At 71.5% G+C, this 14,973-nt stretch carries 13 protein-coding genes and 1 pseudogene; 6 read left to right on the top strand and 8 right to left on the bottom strand.

All coding sequences use genetic code 11. The annotated features are described in order from the left end of the window. Positions 1-77: 77 nt before the first annotated feature. The 3 genes and pseudogenes from ACWV17_RS20860 to ACWV17_RS20850 form a co-directional block, all read right to left on the bottom strand. Positions 78-1,433 (bottom strand): annotated as a pseudogene (locus ACWV17_RS20860) (glycosyl hydrolase family 18 protein); the annotation flags it as partial. A 200-nt stretch (positions 1,434-1,633) separates the two neighbouring features. Continuing rightward, entirely contained in the window at positions 1,634-2,293 is a 660-nt protein-coding gene (locus ACWV17_RS20855; protein WP_455360932.1) for a response regulator, read from the bottom strand. Next, on the bottom strand, positions 2,290-3,576 hold the full coding sequence (locus tag ACWV17_RS20850; RefSeq protein ID WP_455360931.1) for a sensor histidine kinase: 1,287 nt from the start codon (positions 3,574-3,576) through the stop codon (positions 2,290-2,292). The genes ACWV17_RS20855 and ACWV17_RS20850 overlap by 4 nt, the downstream gene beginning before the upstream one ends. Positions 3,577-3,665: 89 nt before the next feature. Here ACWV17_RS20850 and ACWV17_RS20845 point away from each other — a divergent pair, with 89 nt between their 5' ends. Further along, positions 3,666-4,244, top strand: coding sequence for a hypothetical protein (locus ACWV17_RS20845; protein ID WP_455360930.1), 579 nt, complete (start codon positions 3,666-3,668; stop codon positions 4,242-4,244). Positions 4,245-4,260: 16 nt separating this feature from the next. On the opposite strand, the gene ACWV17_RS20840 is transcribed toward ACWV17_RS20845, so the two are convergent. Beyond that, positions 4,261-4,833, bottom strand: coding sequence for a cob(I)yrinic acid a,c-diamide adenosyltransferase (locus ACWV17_RS20840; RefSeq protein WP_455354157.1), 573 nt, complete (start codon positions 4,831-4,833; stop codon positions 4,261-4,263). A 149-nt stretch (positions 4,834-4,982) separates the two neighbouring features. Here ACWV17_RS20840 and ACWV17_RS20835 point away from each other — a divergent pair, with 149 nt between their 5' ends. From ACWV17_RS20835 to ACWV17_RS20825, 3 genes are all read left to right on the top strand, one after another. After that, the gene (locus ACWV17_RS20835) at positions 4,983-5,831 is read left to right on the top strand and encodes a 3-hydroxyacyl-CoA dehydrogenase family protein (RefSeq protein ID WP_455360938.1); all 849 of its coding nucleotides are present in this window, start codon (positions 4,983-4,985) and stop codon (positions 5,829-5,831) included. 149 nt (positions 5,832-5,980) lie between these two features. After that, the gene (locus ACWV17_RS20830; protein WP_455354158.1) at positions 5,981-6,304 is read left to right on the top strand and encodes an STAS domain-containing protein; all 324 of its coding nucleotides are present in this window, start codon (positions 5,981-5,983) and stop codon (positions 6,302-6,304) included. A 292-nt stretch (positions 6,305-6,596) separates the two neighbouring features. Continuing rightward, complete coding sequence (locus tag ACWV17_RS20825; RefSeq protein ID WP_455360929.1) at positions 6,597-9,191, top strand: ATP-binding protein; 2,595 nt, start codon at positions 6,597-6,599, stop codon at positions 9,189-9,191. A 504-nt stretch (positions 9,192-9,695) separates the two neighbouring features. On the opposite strand, the gene nucS is transcribed toward ACWV17_RS20825, so the two are convergent. After that, positions 9,696-10,367, bottom strand: a complete 672-nt coding sequence (nucS, locus tag ACWV17_RS20820; RefSeq protein WP_455354160.1) for an endonuclease NucS — start codon at positions 10,365-10,367, stop codon at positions 9,696-9,698. A gap of 209 nt (positions 10,368-10,576) precedes the next feature. Here nucS and ACWV17_RS20815 point away from each other — a divergent pair, with 209 nt between their 5' ends. Then, positions 10,577-10,969: an SCO5389 family protein gene (locus ACWV17_RS20815; protein WP_455354161.1), complete on the top strand. Its 393-nt coding sequence runs from the start codon at positions 10,577-10,579 to the stop codon at positions 10,967-10,969. A 264-nt stretch (positions 10,970-11,233) separates the two neighbouring features. Here ACWV17_RS20815 and ACWV17_RS20810 read toward each other — a convergent pair whose 3' ends face one another. After that, positions 11,234-12,286, bottom strand: a complete 1,053-nt coding sequence (locus tag ACWV17_RS20810; protein ID WP_455360928.1) for an LLM class flavin-dependent oxidoreductase — start codon at positions 12,284-12,286, stop codon at positions 11,234-11,236. Positions 12,287-12,503: 217 nt separating this feature from the next. Between ACWV17_RS20810 and ACWV17_RS20805 the strand changes: the two genes are divergently transcribed. Then, positions 12,504-12,839: an ATP/GTP-binding protein gene (locus tag ACWV17_RS20805; protein ID WP_455354163.1), complete on the top strand. Its 336-nt coding sequence runs from the start codon at positions 12,504-12,506 to the stop codon at positions 12,837-12,839. Here the strand turns inward: ACWV17_RS20805 and ACWV17_RS20800 are convergent. Continuing rightward, positions 12,836-13,669, bottom strand: coding sequence for an ABC transporter permease (locus ACWV17_RS20800; protein WP_455354164.1), 834 nt, complete (start codon positions 13,667-13,669; stop codon positions 12,836-12,838). The two genes, ACWV17_RS20805 and ACWV17_RS20800, sit on opposite strands and share 4 nt — an antisense overlap. Next, positions 13,666-14,838 (bottom strand): ATP-binding cassette domain-containing protein, encoded by a 1,173-nt coding sequence (locus ACWV17_RS20795; RefSeq protein WP_455360927.1) that lies wholly within the window; start codon positions 14,836-14,838, stop codon positions 13,666-13,668. Before ACWV17_RS20795 ends, ACWV17_RS20800 begins: the two co-directional genes overlap by 4 nt. Positions 14,839-14,973 lie beyond the last annotated feature (135 nt).

The following is a 14,973-nucleotide window of genomic DNA, read 5'->3' as shown; positions in this document are numbered from 1 at the left end:
AAGGTGTCCCTTCAAGGCATCAAGAACTGGGGACGTTCATCCGTACGCGGGTGGGGACGTTCACGTGTACGCCGACAGTTGTAGAAGTCGACGTACTGGGCGGCGCCCGCGTAGTCGGCGGCGTCGATCTTGCCGCCGCTGGAGGCGTCGGCGGTGATGGCCGCGGTGACCAGGTTCGAGCTGCCGAACTTGGCGCGCATGGCCTGCATCATGTTCTTGACCGCCGCGGGCCCGCTGGTGTCACAGGACAGACCGCACGCGTTGGGGTACTCCCAGTCCAGGTCGATGCCGTCGAAGACGTCGGCCCAGCGCGGGTCCTCCACCAGGTCGTAGCAGGACTGGGCGAAGGCGGCCGGGTTCTGCACCGCCTGGCCGAAGCCGCCGGACCAGGTCCAGCCGCCGAAGGACCACAGCACCTTGATGTGCGGGTACTGCTTCTTGAGCTTGCGCAGCTGGTTGAAGTTGCCGCGCAGCGGCTGGTCCCAGGTGTCGGCCACGCCGTCGACGCTCTGGTCGGCGGTGTACGCCTTGTCGTAGTCGGCGAAGGCGTCCCCGATCGTGCACTTGCCGCCCTGGACGTTGCCGAACGCGTAGTTGATGTGCGTGATCTTCGCGGCCGAGCCCGAGGTGACCAGGTTCTTCACGTGGTAGTTCCGGCCGTAGATGCCCCACTCGGTGAAGTAGCCGAGCTTGACCTTGGCTCCCGGGTTCGGGGTGGTGCCGCCGGTGGTCGTGGCGGTCAGCGAGCCGCTGGACGGACCGACCTGGTCGGCGGTGTCACGGGCCTTCACGCTGTACGTGTACGTCGTGCCGGCGGTCAGGCCCGTGTCGGTGTGGCTGGTGCCGGTGACCGTCGCGATCTTGGTGGAGCCGCGGAAGACGTCGTAGTTCTTGACGCCCTTGTCGTCGGTGGCCGCGCTCCAGGTGAGCTTCAGCGAGGTGTTGGTGATACCGCTCGCGGCCGGGGTGCCGGGGGCGGAGGGCGGGTTGTCGCCGGGCACGCTCGGGCCGCCGCTGCAGGAGGCGCCGTTGAGCTTGCAGCCGCTGGGGGAGCCGCCGCCGGTTCCGTTGAAGCCGAAACTGACACTGGCGCCCGGCGCGAGGGTGCCGTTCCAGCTCTTGTTCTTGGCGGTCCAGTGGTTGCCCGAGCCGGTGACATCGGCGTCCCAGGCGGAGGTGACGGCCGTACCGGCCGGGAAGTCCCATTCGACGGTCCACGAGGCGAGGGACGTGCTGCCGGTGTTCTTCACCGTCCACTTGCCCTCGAAGCCGGTGCCCCAGTCGGAGACCTTGGTGTACGTGGCGGTCGCCTCGGCGGCCTCGGCGGGGGAGGCCAGGCCGACGAGGGCGGCGAGGGGGAGCAGCAGGGCCGTGAGGCCGGCTGTTGCTCTCGACCTGAATCGAGTGGTGCGTCTGGTCGTTCCTGTACTCAACGGGGCTCCTCGGGTGAGGTCCTGACGGTGGGGGTTGAGAGACGTGGACCTGCGCCGCCCGGTGAGACGCCATGGGGGATTTTTGTCATGGCATGCTCACCGCAGTAATTGCGGTGAGCGTAGAAAGGTCTGGACCAACCGTCAAGAGGTCCAGACCTTAGAACGAGAACGGGCGGCTCAGACACCCCAGGACGGACGGCTCAGACGCCCAACTCCTGGGCCAGCACCGCCGCTTGTACCCGGCTGCGCAGCTCCAGCTTGCCGAGCAGCCTGCTCACATGCGTCTTCACCGTGGCCTCGGCCATGTCCAGACGTACCGCGATCTCGGCGTTGGACAGACCCTCGCCCAGACAGGACAGCACCTCACGCTCGCGCCGCGTCAGTACGTCGAGCACGGCCGGGTCGGTGCCGTTCGCGGAGCGCGGGGGCCGGGCCGAGGCGAACTCGGCGATCAGCCGGCGCGTCACCGCCGGGGCGATCAGGCCCTCGCCGCGGGCCACCGTCCGTACCGCCTCGATCAGGTCCTTCGCGTCGGTGTTCTTCAGCAGGAAGCCGGCCGCGCCCGCGCGCAGCGCCCCGAAGACGTACTCGTCCAGATCGAACGTGGTCAGTACCAGGACGTCGGCGAGCTGCTCGCCCACCACCTGCCGGGTGGCCGAGACCCCGTCCAGCCGGGGCATCTGCACATCCATCAGCACCACATCCGGCCGCAGCTCCCGCGCCAGCCGCACCGCCTGCTCGCCGTCCGCGGCCTCACCCACCACCTCGATGTCCGCGGTGCTGCGCAGGATCAGCACCAGACCTGCCCGTACGGCCGACTGGTCCTCCGCGACCAGCACCCGGATCACCCCGGTCGTCATGCGCCCGCCGTCCTCTCCTCGGCGGGCAGTACCGCCCGCACCTGCCAGATCCTGGTCCCGTCGGGGGCGCTCACCGGGCCCGCCTCGAACTCCCCGCCCAGCAGCGCGACCCGCTCCCGCATGCCCACCAGGCCGGCCCCCGAGCCGGGTGCGCGGGGGCCGGGCCGGTCGCCGTACGGGCTGCTGACCCGTACGGTCAGGGCCCCGTTGGAGCGGCTCAGGGCGACCGACACCTCCCCGGGCACCGCGTGCTTGATCGCGTTGGTCAGCGACTCCTGCACGATCCGGTACGCGGCCATCTCGACCGGCGCCGGGAGCGCGTCCCGCGACGGGAAGCCGTCGAGGCGGTCGCGGCCGTCGTGGCCGGCCGCCAGGACGAACCGCAGCCCGCTCGCGGAGCCGTTCGTACGGGCCTGCTCGACCAGGGCGGCCAGCCCGTCCAGCCGCGGCGCGGCGGCCGGCTCCGTCTCTCCGCCGCTGTCCCGCAGCAGGCCGATCAGCCGGCGCATCTCGGCCAGCCCGGCCACGCTGTTCTCCCGGATGACGGTGAGCGCGTCCTTGCTGGTCGCCGGCGAATCGAGGGAGAGCGCCGCGGTGGAGTGGATGGCGATGGCCGACAGATGGTTGGCCACCATGTCGTGCAGCTCGCGCGCCATCCGGGCGCGCTCGGCGACGATCGCCTGACTGCGGTCCATCTCGGCGAGCAGCGCGGTCTGCCCGGCCCGCAGCCGGGCCGCCTCCGCCGCCTCGCGGTGGTTGCGCAGGGTGGCGCCGGTGAGAGCGGGCCCGAACGAGACCAGCCCGGTCACCACCCCGATGAGCAGCGCCTCGGGCTCGCGGATCCAGGCCAGGGCCGTGATCGTCACCGCGACGGTGATCATCCCGGTGGTCACCGGGATACGGCGGGCCGAGGCGGGCGGGCCGTACACCACGGCGGCGTACATCAGGTCCGTGAACATCAGGATCGTCGCCAGATTGCCCTGGGTGAGCTGGTCCGCGATCACCGCGCCGGTGCCGACGAGCATCGCGGTGCGCGGCGCGGTCCTGCGCAGCAGCTCCATCGCCGCCATCACCACGAGCGGCACGAGCGTCGTCCACCCCGGCAGCAGGAGACGGAGCCCCTGGGCGTGCAGCCCCAGCGCCCACAGCAGAACACCGCTGGACAGCCCGACCGCCGCGAGGAGGACGTCGTGGGGGTGCGGGCGGGGGAGCGCGATCACGTGACCATCCAACACGCTGCGGCGCGCCGGGGCCTCCTCGTCCGGGGTGAGGGACGCGTACATCGAAGGATGCAGTCGCAGTTCGTCAGCGGTGACGACGATCCGGCCCGGAACCGACGGGACGCTGGTACGGAGCCGGAAGGGAGACTGTCGTGATCGTCACGCTGATCGTCATCTGCGAGGCCGGATTCTGGGTGCTGCTGGCCGGCGGCCTGGCCCTGCGCTACCTCGCGAAGATGCCGCGCGCCGGCATCGCCGTACTGCTCTGCGAGCCGCTGCTGGAGGTCGTGCTGCTGGTGGCGACCACGATCGACCTCAGGAACGGCGCCGAACCGGCGTGGCGGCACGGGCTCGCGGCGGTGTACATCGGCTACACGGTCGCGTACGGCCACTACACGATCAAGTGGATCGACGGCCACTTCGCGTACCGCTTCGCGGACGGCCCGCCGCCGGTCCGGCCGCCGCGCTACGGGACGGCCCGCGCCAGGCACGAGGCCCGGCTCTGGCTGCGTACCGTCCTGGCGGCGGCCGTCGCGTCCGGCCTGCTCCAGCTCGCGGTCTGGTACGTGGGCGACGCGGGCCGGAGCGGCTCGCTGCGGTCCTGGCAGTGGACGGCCTGGCGGGTCGCCGGCATCCACGGCCTGATCGCCCTCACGTACGTGATCTGGCCGAAGAAGGCCCCGGCCGCCGGGGCGGAGGAGCGGCCCCGGCCGCTGACCAAGCGGCTCTAGCGGGTGTCCGGGCGCGTCAGCGCTCGCCGCCGGGCACCCAGAGCACGTCTCCGACCTCCTTGTTGGCCACTCGGGCCAGGATGAACAGGAGGTCGGAGAGGCGGTTGAGGTAGGTCGCGGTGAGCGGGTTCATGATCTGCCCGTGCACCTCGAAGGCCGCCCAGGTGGACCGCTCGGCCCGCCGGACGACCGTGCACGCCTGGTGCAGCAGGGCCGCTCCCGGTGTCCCTCCGGGGAGGATGAAGCTGCGCAGCTTCTCCACCTCCTCCAGGAAGCGGTCGCAGTCGGCCTCCAGCTTGTCGATGTAGGGCTGCTCGACCCGGAGCGGCGGGTACTTCGGGTCCTCCACCACCGGGGTGGAGAGGTCCGCGCCCACGTCGAACAGGTCGTTCTGGACGCGGACGAGCACCTTCACGATCTCCTCCGGGAGCGAGCCCAGGGCGATAGCCGTACCGATGACGGCATTGGCCTCGTTGGCGTCGGCGTACGCCGAGATCCGCAGATCGGTCTTGGCGGTCCGGCTCATGTCGCCGAGAGCGGTGGTGCCCTGGTCGCCGGTACGGGTGTAGATGCGCGTCAGATTGACCATGCGGTCAGCGTAGCCCCGATGTGATGTCCACGATTTGGGATGTGACTCGCACCTCTTACCCCCCAACGGGCCCCTCACGGGCGCTAATCTCCGCCGGAGAGCAGAACGTAAACAGCCGTTGAGACCAAGACAATCAAGGGGTGCCGACAGTGGCCAGGAAGCTCGCCGTCATCGGGGCCGGACTCATGGGGTCCGGTATCGCGCAGGTCTCGGCCCAGGCGGGCTGGGACGTCGTCCTGCGTGATGTCACCGACGCGGCCCTGACTCGCGGCACCGACGGCATCAAGGCCTCGTACGACAAGTTCGTGGCCAAGGGCAAGCTGTCGGCGGAGGACGCGGAGGCCGCGCTCGCGCGCATCTCCACGACCACCGACCTGGACGGGGCCGGCGACGCCGACATCGTCGTCGAGGCGGTCTTCGAGAAGCTCGAGGTCAAGCACGAGATCTTCCGTACGCTCGACAAGCTCGTACGCGACGACACCGTGCTCGCCTCGAACACCTCCGCCATCCCGATCACGAAGATCGCGGCGGTCACCGAGCGCCCGGAGCGCGTCGTCGGCGCGCACTTCTTCTCGCCCGTCCCGATGATGCAGCTCTGCGAGCTGGTCCGCGGCTACAAGACCAGCGACGAAACCCTCGCCACCACGCGGGAGTTCGCCGAGTCCGTCGGCAAGACCTGCATCGTGGTCAACCGCGATGTCGCCGGCTTCGTCACCACCCGGCTGATCTCGGCGCTCGTCGTCGAGGCCGCCAAGCTGTACGAGTCGGGCGTGGCCTCGGCCGAGGACATCGACATCGCCTGCAAGCTGGGCTTCGGTCACGCCATGGGGCCGCTGGCGACCGCCGACCTGACCGGCGTCGACATCCTGCTGCACGCCACCAGCAACATCTACACCGAGTCGCAGGACGAGAAGTTCGCACCGCCGGAGCTGATGCGCCGGATGGTGGACGCGGGTGACATCGGCCGCAAGAGCGGGCAGGGCTTCTACAAGCACTGAGTGGTACCGGCCGCTTTGGTATCACCCCACCGGGTGAATTTGGTATCGGTTCGCTTACAGACGGCAACTTCCCTGTCCCAGAGGCAGTCAGTTGCAGTGAGAGACACGAAGAACGCAGACGCACGCACGCAGCCTGCCGGGGAGTACTTATGCACATCAGGGGCGACCACGCCGAACTGGCCGTCGGGGGCCGCCTCGACGTGCGCAGCGCGGCGGACGCCCGTACGGTCCTGCACGCGGCCCTCGACGCCGGTACCGGTGACCTCGTGCTGGACCTGACCGCACTCGACTCCTGGGACGCCACCGGCCTCGGCGTCATCATGGGCGCGCACCGGCGGGCCGGGCGGACCGGCCGCCGGCTCGTGCTGCGCGGGGTGCCGCCGCAGATGCAGCGGCTGCTCGTGGCGACCCGGCTGCACCGCATCCTGGCCATCGAGGGCGGGATCGCGGCGGAGTCGCTGCCGCGGGTGTGACCGGGGGAGCGGCTGTGGGAGCGGCTGTGGTCCGGCGCGTCTGAACCATCGGCGGCGGAGGTGTGAAGCACCTGTGTGAAGCAGGCGTTACCCGCAATCCTCACGAGACCGTGACGTCTGGGACCGGGGGGTACCCCGGCTGTTCCCGGATCCTCTCCGAAGGTCTAGGGTTCGGTCGCCTGCCGATTGGTGAACCCTCGCGGCGGGCACCGGACCAGAAGCGACAGCGGAGTGTGCGAAAGGCCGGGAGGGGCAACGGCTAACGACACGCGACGCATCTGGGGGCGTGACCATGGACCCGATCAACCGGGGATCCGAAGAGTACGGCCATGGCGGCCATGACAACGACGAGTTCGCGGAGCGCGCTCCGGCGGAGGACGGCGCGCCACGGCCGCCGATACCCGCCCGCGGCAGCTCGGCTGCCGGTCCGGCCCGGGTCGTCCAGCTCGTCTCCGGCGACTTCCTGCTGACGGTCAATCCCGTCGACGGCAGCGAGATAGAACCCTGCCGTCCGGGTCAGGAGCCGCCCGAGCCGGTCAGACGAGGCGCCGACGACCGCGCCGATGTGCGGCGCGCGGGCCTGCCGCCGGTTCCGGCGGGGCCCGCCTCCCCCGAACTCCCCCTGCTGGAGCGTCAGGAGGAGCGCGAGCGGCTGGTACGCCTGCTGGGCCGCGGGCGCTCCGTGCGGCTCACCGGACCGTCGGGTTCCGGGCGTACCACCCTGCTTGACACGGTCGCCGCCGACTGCGCGGACCTCGCGCCCGACGGCGTCGTACGGCTCTCCGGCCACCGCCGGACCGCCACCGACCTCCTGCACGCCCTCTTCGCCACCGTCTTCGACGCCCCGCTGTACCGGCCCGACCGGCCCGCTCTGCTGGCCCGGGTGCGCGACATCGGAGCGGTCGTCATCCTCGACGACCTGGAATTCGGCGGCAGCGCGCTCGACGAACTGCTCGAAGCGACGCCCGAATGCGCCTATCTGCTCGCCGCGACGCCGGATGTTCCGGCGCCGTCGGCCGACTCCCACCTCGAAGAGGTCTTCCTCAGCGGCCTCGACCGCGGCTCCACCCTGGAACTCCTGGAACGGGCCGTGTCCCGGCCGCTCACCGACGACGAGGCGAGCTGGGCGGGCGACCTGTGGTTCGAGTCCGAGGGCCTGCCGCTGCGCTTCGTCCAGGCGGGTGGGCTGCTGCGGCAGCGCGACGCGCTGCGCGCCGAGCCGGACGACCGTGACGAGCCGGGGGTCTTCGACGCCGCCGACAGCCGGGACGCCCCGCTGCCGAGTCTCGCGGAAGGCGCTGCCCCGGTGGCGCTGCTCACGTCCCGGCTGAGCGAGTCGGCGCGCGAGACGCTGCGCTTCGCCGTCGCCCTCGCCGGTGAGGTGCCGCACCAGGCGCACCTGCCGGCCCTCGTGGGGGACACCCACGCCGACGCCGCGCTCGGCGAGCTGCTGGGCTGTGGACTGCTGACCCCGGTCGGCTCGCGCTACCGGCTGGCCACCGGTGTCGCCGCGCAGCTGGAGGACGCGGGGTACGGGCAGGGCGCGGCCGACCGTGCGCACACCGCCGCCCAGCACTACGCCTGGTGGACCGGGCACCCCTCGGTCACCCCGGAGCGGGCCGCGGCCGAGGCGGACGCGGTGCTGTCGGCGATGACGATGCTCGTACCGAGCGAGGCGGACGGCCACCCGAGCGCCGCCGTCCTGCTGGCGCGCACCGCGGCGCCGGCCTTCGCCACCGGCCTGCACTGGAGCGCCTGGGAGCGCATCCTGCGGTCCGGCCAGGAGGCCGCGCGGATCGCGGGAGAGGTCGCGGAAGAGGCGTACTTCCACCACGAGTTGGGCGTCCTGGCGCTGTGCGCCGGGCAGCTGGACCGGGCCCGCGCCGAGTTGGAGGCCTCCATCGGGCTCCGCGGGGCGCTGGCCGACAAGCGCGGCACGGTCGCCGGCCGCCGGGCGCTGGCGCTGGTCGCCGACCGCTCCGGCGGGCCGGTGCCCGGCGTAGGTGTGCCGGTGGGCGAAGAACTCCCGGCGGTCCGCACCGAGGAGCCCGCCTCGCCGCCCGGCGGCATACGGTCCCCGTTCCCGCCGGTCCGGCTCTCGGACACCGGGGGCGCGACGGCGCCCCTGTTCACCCCGCCGCCCACCCCCTCCCGCCCGGCGTCGTTCAGCCTGTCCGGCGCCCGCCGCACGCTCCTGACCGGCGCGCGCCGCAACGCGGTCGCGGCCGGAGCGGGCGCGCTGCTGGCGGTGGTGCTGGGCACGGTCGTGACGCTCGGAGCGACGTCGGAGGGCAACGACGCGCCCAGCGACAAGGTCAAGTCGGAACAGTCGGCGAACGAGGACCGCGGCAGGGGCGACCTGAACGCGGACGAGCCGACGCACGACGCGACGAAGCGCCCCGGCCAGGGCGGAGACCAAGCCGGCACGTCTGGCACGACGGGTTCGACGGGCGGTACGGGTGGCTCCGCCACGCCCGGCGAGAGCGGCAGCGCGTCAAGTCCCTCGTCGCCCGGCGGGGACCCGGCGACCACGGGTGGGACCGGCACCGGCGGTACGTCCACGACGGGCGGGACCAGCACGGGCGGTACCACGACGGGCGGGACAGGAACCGGCACGCCGACCACGGGCGGGACCCAGACCGGGGGTACGCCCTCCACGGGGGGCACGGAAACCGGCGGTACACCGACGACCGGAGGAACGGAAACCGGCGGCACGCCCACCACGGGCGGCACCGAAACCGGCGGTACACCCACCACCGGTGGCACGGAAACCGGCGGTACGCCCACCACGGGCGGAACCGAAACGGGCGGCACCACGGGCTCGTCCAGCGGCGGAACGGAGAGCGGCGGCACGACCGCCGGAGCACCGGGCGGCACGGGTCAGTAGCGGCAGTCCGCCCCGGCGGTCGCAAACGTCGGAGCCGACCGGTACCCACGGACTCGTCCCGCGGCGGCACGAACCCGTCGGCCGACGGGACCTGACCGGGCGGCTCGTCCGCGGCGCCGCGCTCGGTACGCCCCTGCTCGGTACGGTCTCGCCGGCCGGGGGCGACCGGAAGGGTGTGGCTGCTGCCTCAGCGAGATCCCCGGGTTCGAGGGGCCGCTGATCTCGCTGGTGGTTCGCCTGAGGAGGCTCAGATGCCGGAGGCGGCGGAGCCCACGGGCCGTTCGGTGACGCGACAACGACCGGCGGCAGGGCCGCCGGGCCGACGGGCGGGTCGGGCTCGTCCCGCAGTGGACGGCAGGGCCGCCCGTTCCCGGCCGTCGGCAGGGAGGGGCAGAGGCCGCGCTGCGGGGCTCGGCCTGCGGCGGGACGGCGGGCGGCCCGGGCCGCCGGGGCCGCCCCGCAGCGGGTCATAACAGCCGCGCCGGCGCCCGGCGCCGCAGCGGGTCAGAACAGCCTGAGCTTGTCGTCCTCGATGCCGCGCATCGCGTTGTAGTCGAGGACGACACAGCCGATGCCGCGGTCCGTCGCCAGTACGCGCGCCTGCGGCTTGATCTCCTGGGCCGCGAAGACACCCCGTACCGGGGCGAGATGGGGGTCCCGGTTCAGCAGTTCCAGGTAACGCGTCAGCTGCTCCACGCCGTCGATCTCGCCGCGCCGCTTGATCTCCACCGCCACCGTCGCGCCGTCGGAGTCCCGGCACAGGATGTCCACCGGCCCGATGGCGGTGGGATATTCGCGGCGGATCAGTGAGTAACCCTCACCAAGTGTCTCGATTCGGTCGGCCAGCAGCTCCTGCAGGTGCGCTTCCACGCCGTCCTTGACGAGCCCCGGGTCCACCCCGAGCTCGTGCGAGGAGTCGTGGAAGACCTCCTCCATCGTGATGATCAGCTTCTCGCCGGCCTTGTTCACCACGGTCCACACGCCCGCCTCGGCCCCGATGCCCTCCTTGAGGGTGCAGGGAGGCGACATCCAGTTGAGCGGTTTGTACGCCCGGTCGTCCGCGTGAATCGAGACACTGCCGTCAGCCTTCACCAGGATGAGACGGGGTGCCGAGGGCAGGTGGGCGGTGAGCCGGCCCGCGTAGTCGACGGAGCAGCGGGCGATGACGAGACGCATGGTCGGCAACGCTACTCGACGGGGCGCGGTCCACGCGATTCGCCCCTAAGGCCCCGTTCGTTATTGGCTGGTTGTGGTCGCATTCTCCTGGTGCGGTTCGGACAGCGCGCTTACCGTGTAAGCAGGAGGTCGCCGAACGTGCACGCTGCGTCGTCGATCTCCTTCCCTGCCCGTAAGACCCCCTCACCGGGGTCGCGAGAGGAGAACCCATGTCGCTCGACGTCTCACCGGCCCTACTCGAACAGGCCGAGCGAGGCGAGGTCGACGAAGCCGCATTCGTCGACTGCGTCCGGACCTCCCTGCCCTACGCCTGGGAGATGGTCAGCTCTCTGGTGGCACAGCTGAAGGTGGACGGCGGAGAGTTCGCCGACAACCAGACGCCGCCGCCGGACGAGCAGGCACGTGGCCAGCTTCTGCGTGCCCTCGCGAGTGACGCGATACGTGGTGCGCTGCAGCGGCACTTCGGGGTACGCCTGGCCTTCCAGAACTGTCACCGCCTGGCGGTGTTCCCGCTGGACTCGTCGTCCGACGAGCGGCTCGCCCGCTTCACTTCCATCAGGGGCCAGCTGCTCAACCAGTCGCCGGAACTGCGGGACTGCTAGCGCCCGTGCCCTAGGGGGTGTCGTCAAAGTCCCGCCTGACCCGCGACGCCTGGCACGGCACCTCGCCGCGTTGTCGGAGTCATCCAAGTACGTCCAGTACGAGGATGATCCTCCGCCTTGCGATGCACCGCACCAGACGCCGCGGGTCCCGCCCTTCGGGCGGACGGCGCTACTTTGACGACACCCCCTAGGGGCGCCCTGGGACTCATCGCTGCCGCTCCGTATCGCTGCGGGTGTCTGGTACCGGAGCGGCAGCCGTCCGGGTCAGCCGAGGAGGGGCAGGACCTCGGCGCCCAGACGCCGTACGTTCTCCTCCGTGGCCGCGAGATCGCCGGAGCCCTCGACGAGCAGCGCGAACCGCGTGATGCCGGTGCGTTCCGCCGTCGCCGCCAGCCGGTCGGTGGCCAGCCGCGGTGTGCCCACCGGGTGCAGTCCGCAGAGCAGTTCCGTGTAGGCGACCGGGTCCCGCATCTGCCGCTTCCGGCCGTCGACGGTCACATGGGCGTCCAGTCCCTGCCTCAGCCAGCCCGGCATCGCCTTGACGAGCGCCTCCGCCGCGTCCGATGTACGGTCCGCGATCTGCGCCACCCCGGCCGAGACATGGCCCGCGGCCGCGACCTCGTCCGGTGAACGCCCGGCGGCCAGCGCCGACTTGCGCCAGAGTGCGACCATGTCGGCCTTCTCCTCGTCCCCGCAGTGCATGCCGAGCAGCATCGGCAGTCCGCGCTCGGCGGCCAGCCGCACGCTCGCGGGGGAGGTGCACGCGACGATCACTTCCGGCCCGTCCGGCCCGTCCGGCCCGCCCGGCGCGACGCCGCCGAGCAGCTCGTCCGGACGCGGTACGACGGGGACCTCACGGAAGGTGAATCGTTCCCCCTCGGCCGAGACCCGGGGTTCGCGCAGCCAGCGCAGCAGCAGGTCGAGCGACTCCGGGAAGCCGCTCTCGTACGCCTCCAGGCCGGCTCCGAAGACCTCCAGGTCCACCCATGGCCCGCCGCGCCCCACGCCGAGCGTGAAGCGCCCGCCGGACGTCAGGTGCAGCAGCGCTGCCTGTTCGCCGACCGCCACGGGATGCGCGCTCGGCAGTACGCTCACCGCAGTCCCGACCCGGATCCGCCGCGTGCGGCCGAGGAGCAGCGCGGCCAGCGTCACGGCGGACGGGCAGACGCCGTACGGAACGAAGTGGTGCTCGGCGAGCCACACCGAATCCAGCCCCGACTCCTCGGCCAGGTCGGCGGTCCGCACCGCCCGGTGCAACGCCTCCCCGTGTCCCTGGCCCGGGAACTGGGCGGCCAGTACAAAAGCTCCAACGCGCATCGCCTTCTGCCTCCTTGCGGCCGACGCGGCACTCCCCTCATACGGCAATAACGTCTGACACGTGCCAAAGGCACGGCCGGACGGGGAAGTTATTGAGATTGTCGGGGAATCGTCCCTCGGGGCGCTGTTGGCCCCGGTCGTCACCATGCGCGTACCCGAGGCGCCTGCGCGTAGGCTGAAGCGAAACCGTCCGGACCGCCCGCCGAGTGAGGTATACGTGTCACCGCGCCGCAACCGCCCCCGTGGCGGCGAGAATCCGACCGAGCGCGAGACCGGTGCGGGCGGCGGGGACCGCTACGGACTGGAGCGCACCGAGGACTGGCAGGGCGAGGACTGGCTGGTCCGCCAGGTCAGCGGGGCAAGTGCCGCCGGCAAGCGCTACCGCTGCCCCGGCTGCGACCAGGAAATCCCGCCGGGGGTGCCGCACGTGGTGGCCTGGCCGCAGTACGGCGGCGGGGTGGACGACCGCAGGCACTGGCACAAGGCCTGCTGGAACGCGAAGGACCGCCGCACCACGCGGGTGCAGCGGTCCCGTAACGCGCCGAAGTACTAGACGTCCCGCTTCTCCAGCAGGGCGAACGATCCGGCCATCGCGACGGCCGTGACCACGGCCAGCAGCGCGAGCTGCTTCATGCCGTTGCCGTCGTCGCCCGTCATCGGCAGAGTGAAGATCGCGGACAGCGAGTTCGGGGCGTTGTACTCCATCACCTTCTCGGCCACCCCGCGGGTGCTCTCCCAGATGAAGAGGAACGCCGGCATGATCGCCGGGACCAGCACCACACCCAGCATCGTGGTGATCGCCCCCGCCGAGTGCCGCAGCATCGAGCCGACGGCGAGCCCGAGCATGCCGAGCAGGGTGACGTACAAACTGCCGCCGAGCACGGTCCGCGCCCACTCCCCGCCGGTGGTCGCGCGGGCGTCGGGGCCGCTGTGCAGGCCCGCCGTGACCAGGCCGACAAAGGCGATCGCGACGGCGGTGACGACGAAGGTGAGCAGGAAGAAGACCACGAACTTCGCGGCCAGTACACGCCAGCGCTGCGGCGAGGCGGTGAAGGTGGTGCGGATCATGCCGGTGCCGTATTCGGACGACACGACCAGCACGCCGAGGGTGATGACACAGATCTGGCCGAGCAGCAGTCCGAAGAGCGCGGGCACGGTGTACGGCGTGTCCGCGAAGTCGGAGTCACTGGTCTGGAACGCGGCCAGCAGCCCGATGCTGATCACCAGGAGCAACAGGATGCCGATCGTCCACATCGTCGAGCGGACCGACTTGATCTTCGTCCACTCGGAGGCGAGAGCATGGCCGAGGTGGGCGGACGTCACCGGGATCGGCGAGGTGTAGCCCGGCCCCGTCGGGGCCTGCTGCTGGTACGGGGTCGTCATCGGGCGTCCTCGTTGTCACTCTTGGTCAGGTACGGGTTCTCGCCCGGGGCGGGCGCCGAGGGCATCGCGGGCGGGGGTACCCCCGGGCCGGGCATCCCCGGGCCGGGCATCCCCGGGCCCGGCATCGCGAACGCCTGACCGCCGGCCTGCGGGGGCGGCGGTGCGTACCAGCCCTGCTGCGGGACCTCGGGCGGCAGCATCTGGGGGGCGTACCCCGGCGGCACGGGCTGCTGGAGGCCGGCCCGCAGGTCGGTGGTCGAGCGGTAGTCCACGGCGCCCTGCGTCATCCGCATGTACGCCTCCTCCAGCGAGGCCTGGTGCGGGGAGAGTTCCCACAGTCGTACGTCCGCGTCGTGCGCCACGTCGCTGATCCGCGCCAGCGGCAGTCCGGTGACCCGCAGCGCCCCGTCCGGCTCCGGCATGACCTGCCCGCCCGCCTCGGTGAGAGCGGCCGTCAGCTTCTCGCGCTGCTGCGGTTCGGTCTGCGGCGTCCGCACCCGGGCGAAGTCCGCGGAGTTGTGCGAGATGAAGTCCTTGACGCTCATGTCGGCCATCAGCTGACCGCGGCCGATCACGATCAGGTGGTCGGCCGTCAGCGCCATCTCGCTCATCAGATGCGAGGAGACGAAGACGGTACGGCCCTCGGAGGCGAGCTGCTTCATCAGGTTGCGGACCCAGAGGATGCCCTCGGGGTCGAGGCCGTTGACCGGCTCGTCGAAGAGCAGCACCTGCGGGTCGCCGAGCAGCGCGGCGGCGATGCCGAGCCGCTGGCCCATACCGAGGGAGAAGCCCTTGGACCGCTTCCTGGCCACGTCCTGGAGCCCGACCACGCCCAGGACCTCGTCCACCCGGCGCGCCGGGATGCCGGACAGCTGCGCGAGGCACAGCAGGTGGTTGCGGGCGTGCCGGCCGCCGTGCACGGCCTTGGCGTCCAGCAGGGCGCCGACCTGGCGGGGCGCGTTGGGGAGCCGGCGGAAAAGATGGCCGCCGATGGTCACATGGCCCGCGCTGGGCTGGTCCAGGCCCAGGATCATCCGCATCGTGGTGGACTTGCCGGATCCGTTGGGGCCGAGGAATCCGGTGACGGACCCCGGCCGCACCTGGAAGGAAAGGTTGTACACGGCCGTCTTGGCGCCGTAGCGCTTCGTCAGGCCGACTGCCTCGATCATTCTCCGCCCCTCGCCAGGCTGGGGCGGCCGTCGCCCCATAAGGGTTAGGAGGATATCCGGCCGTTGACGGTTCCGTTCTCGCACCGATTTTCGAAGATCGGAATCCCCTTGATCATTCCGGGCGGAAATCCTTTC

Source organism: Streptomyces mabaensis (assembly GCF_053763515.1).
The sequence above is the reverse complement of the archived record's forward strand: the minus strand, read 5'-3'. Positions and strand labels throughout refer to the sequence as shown.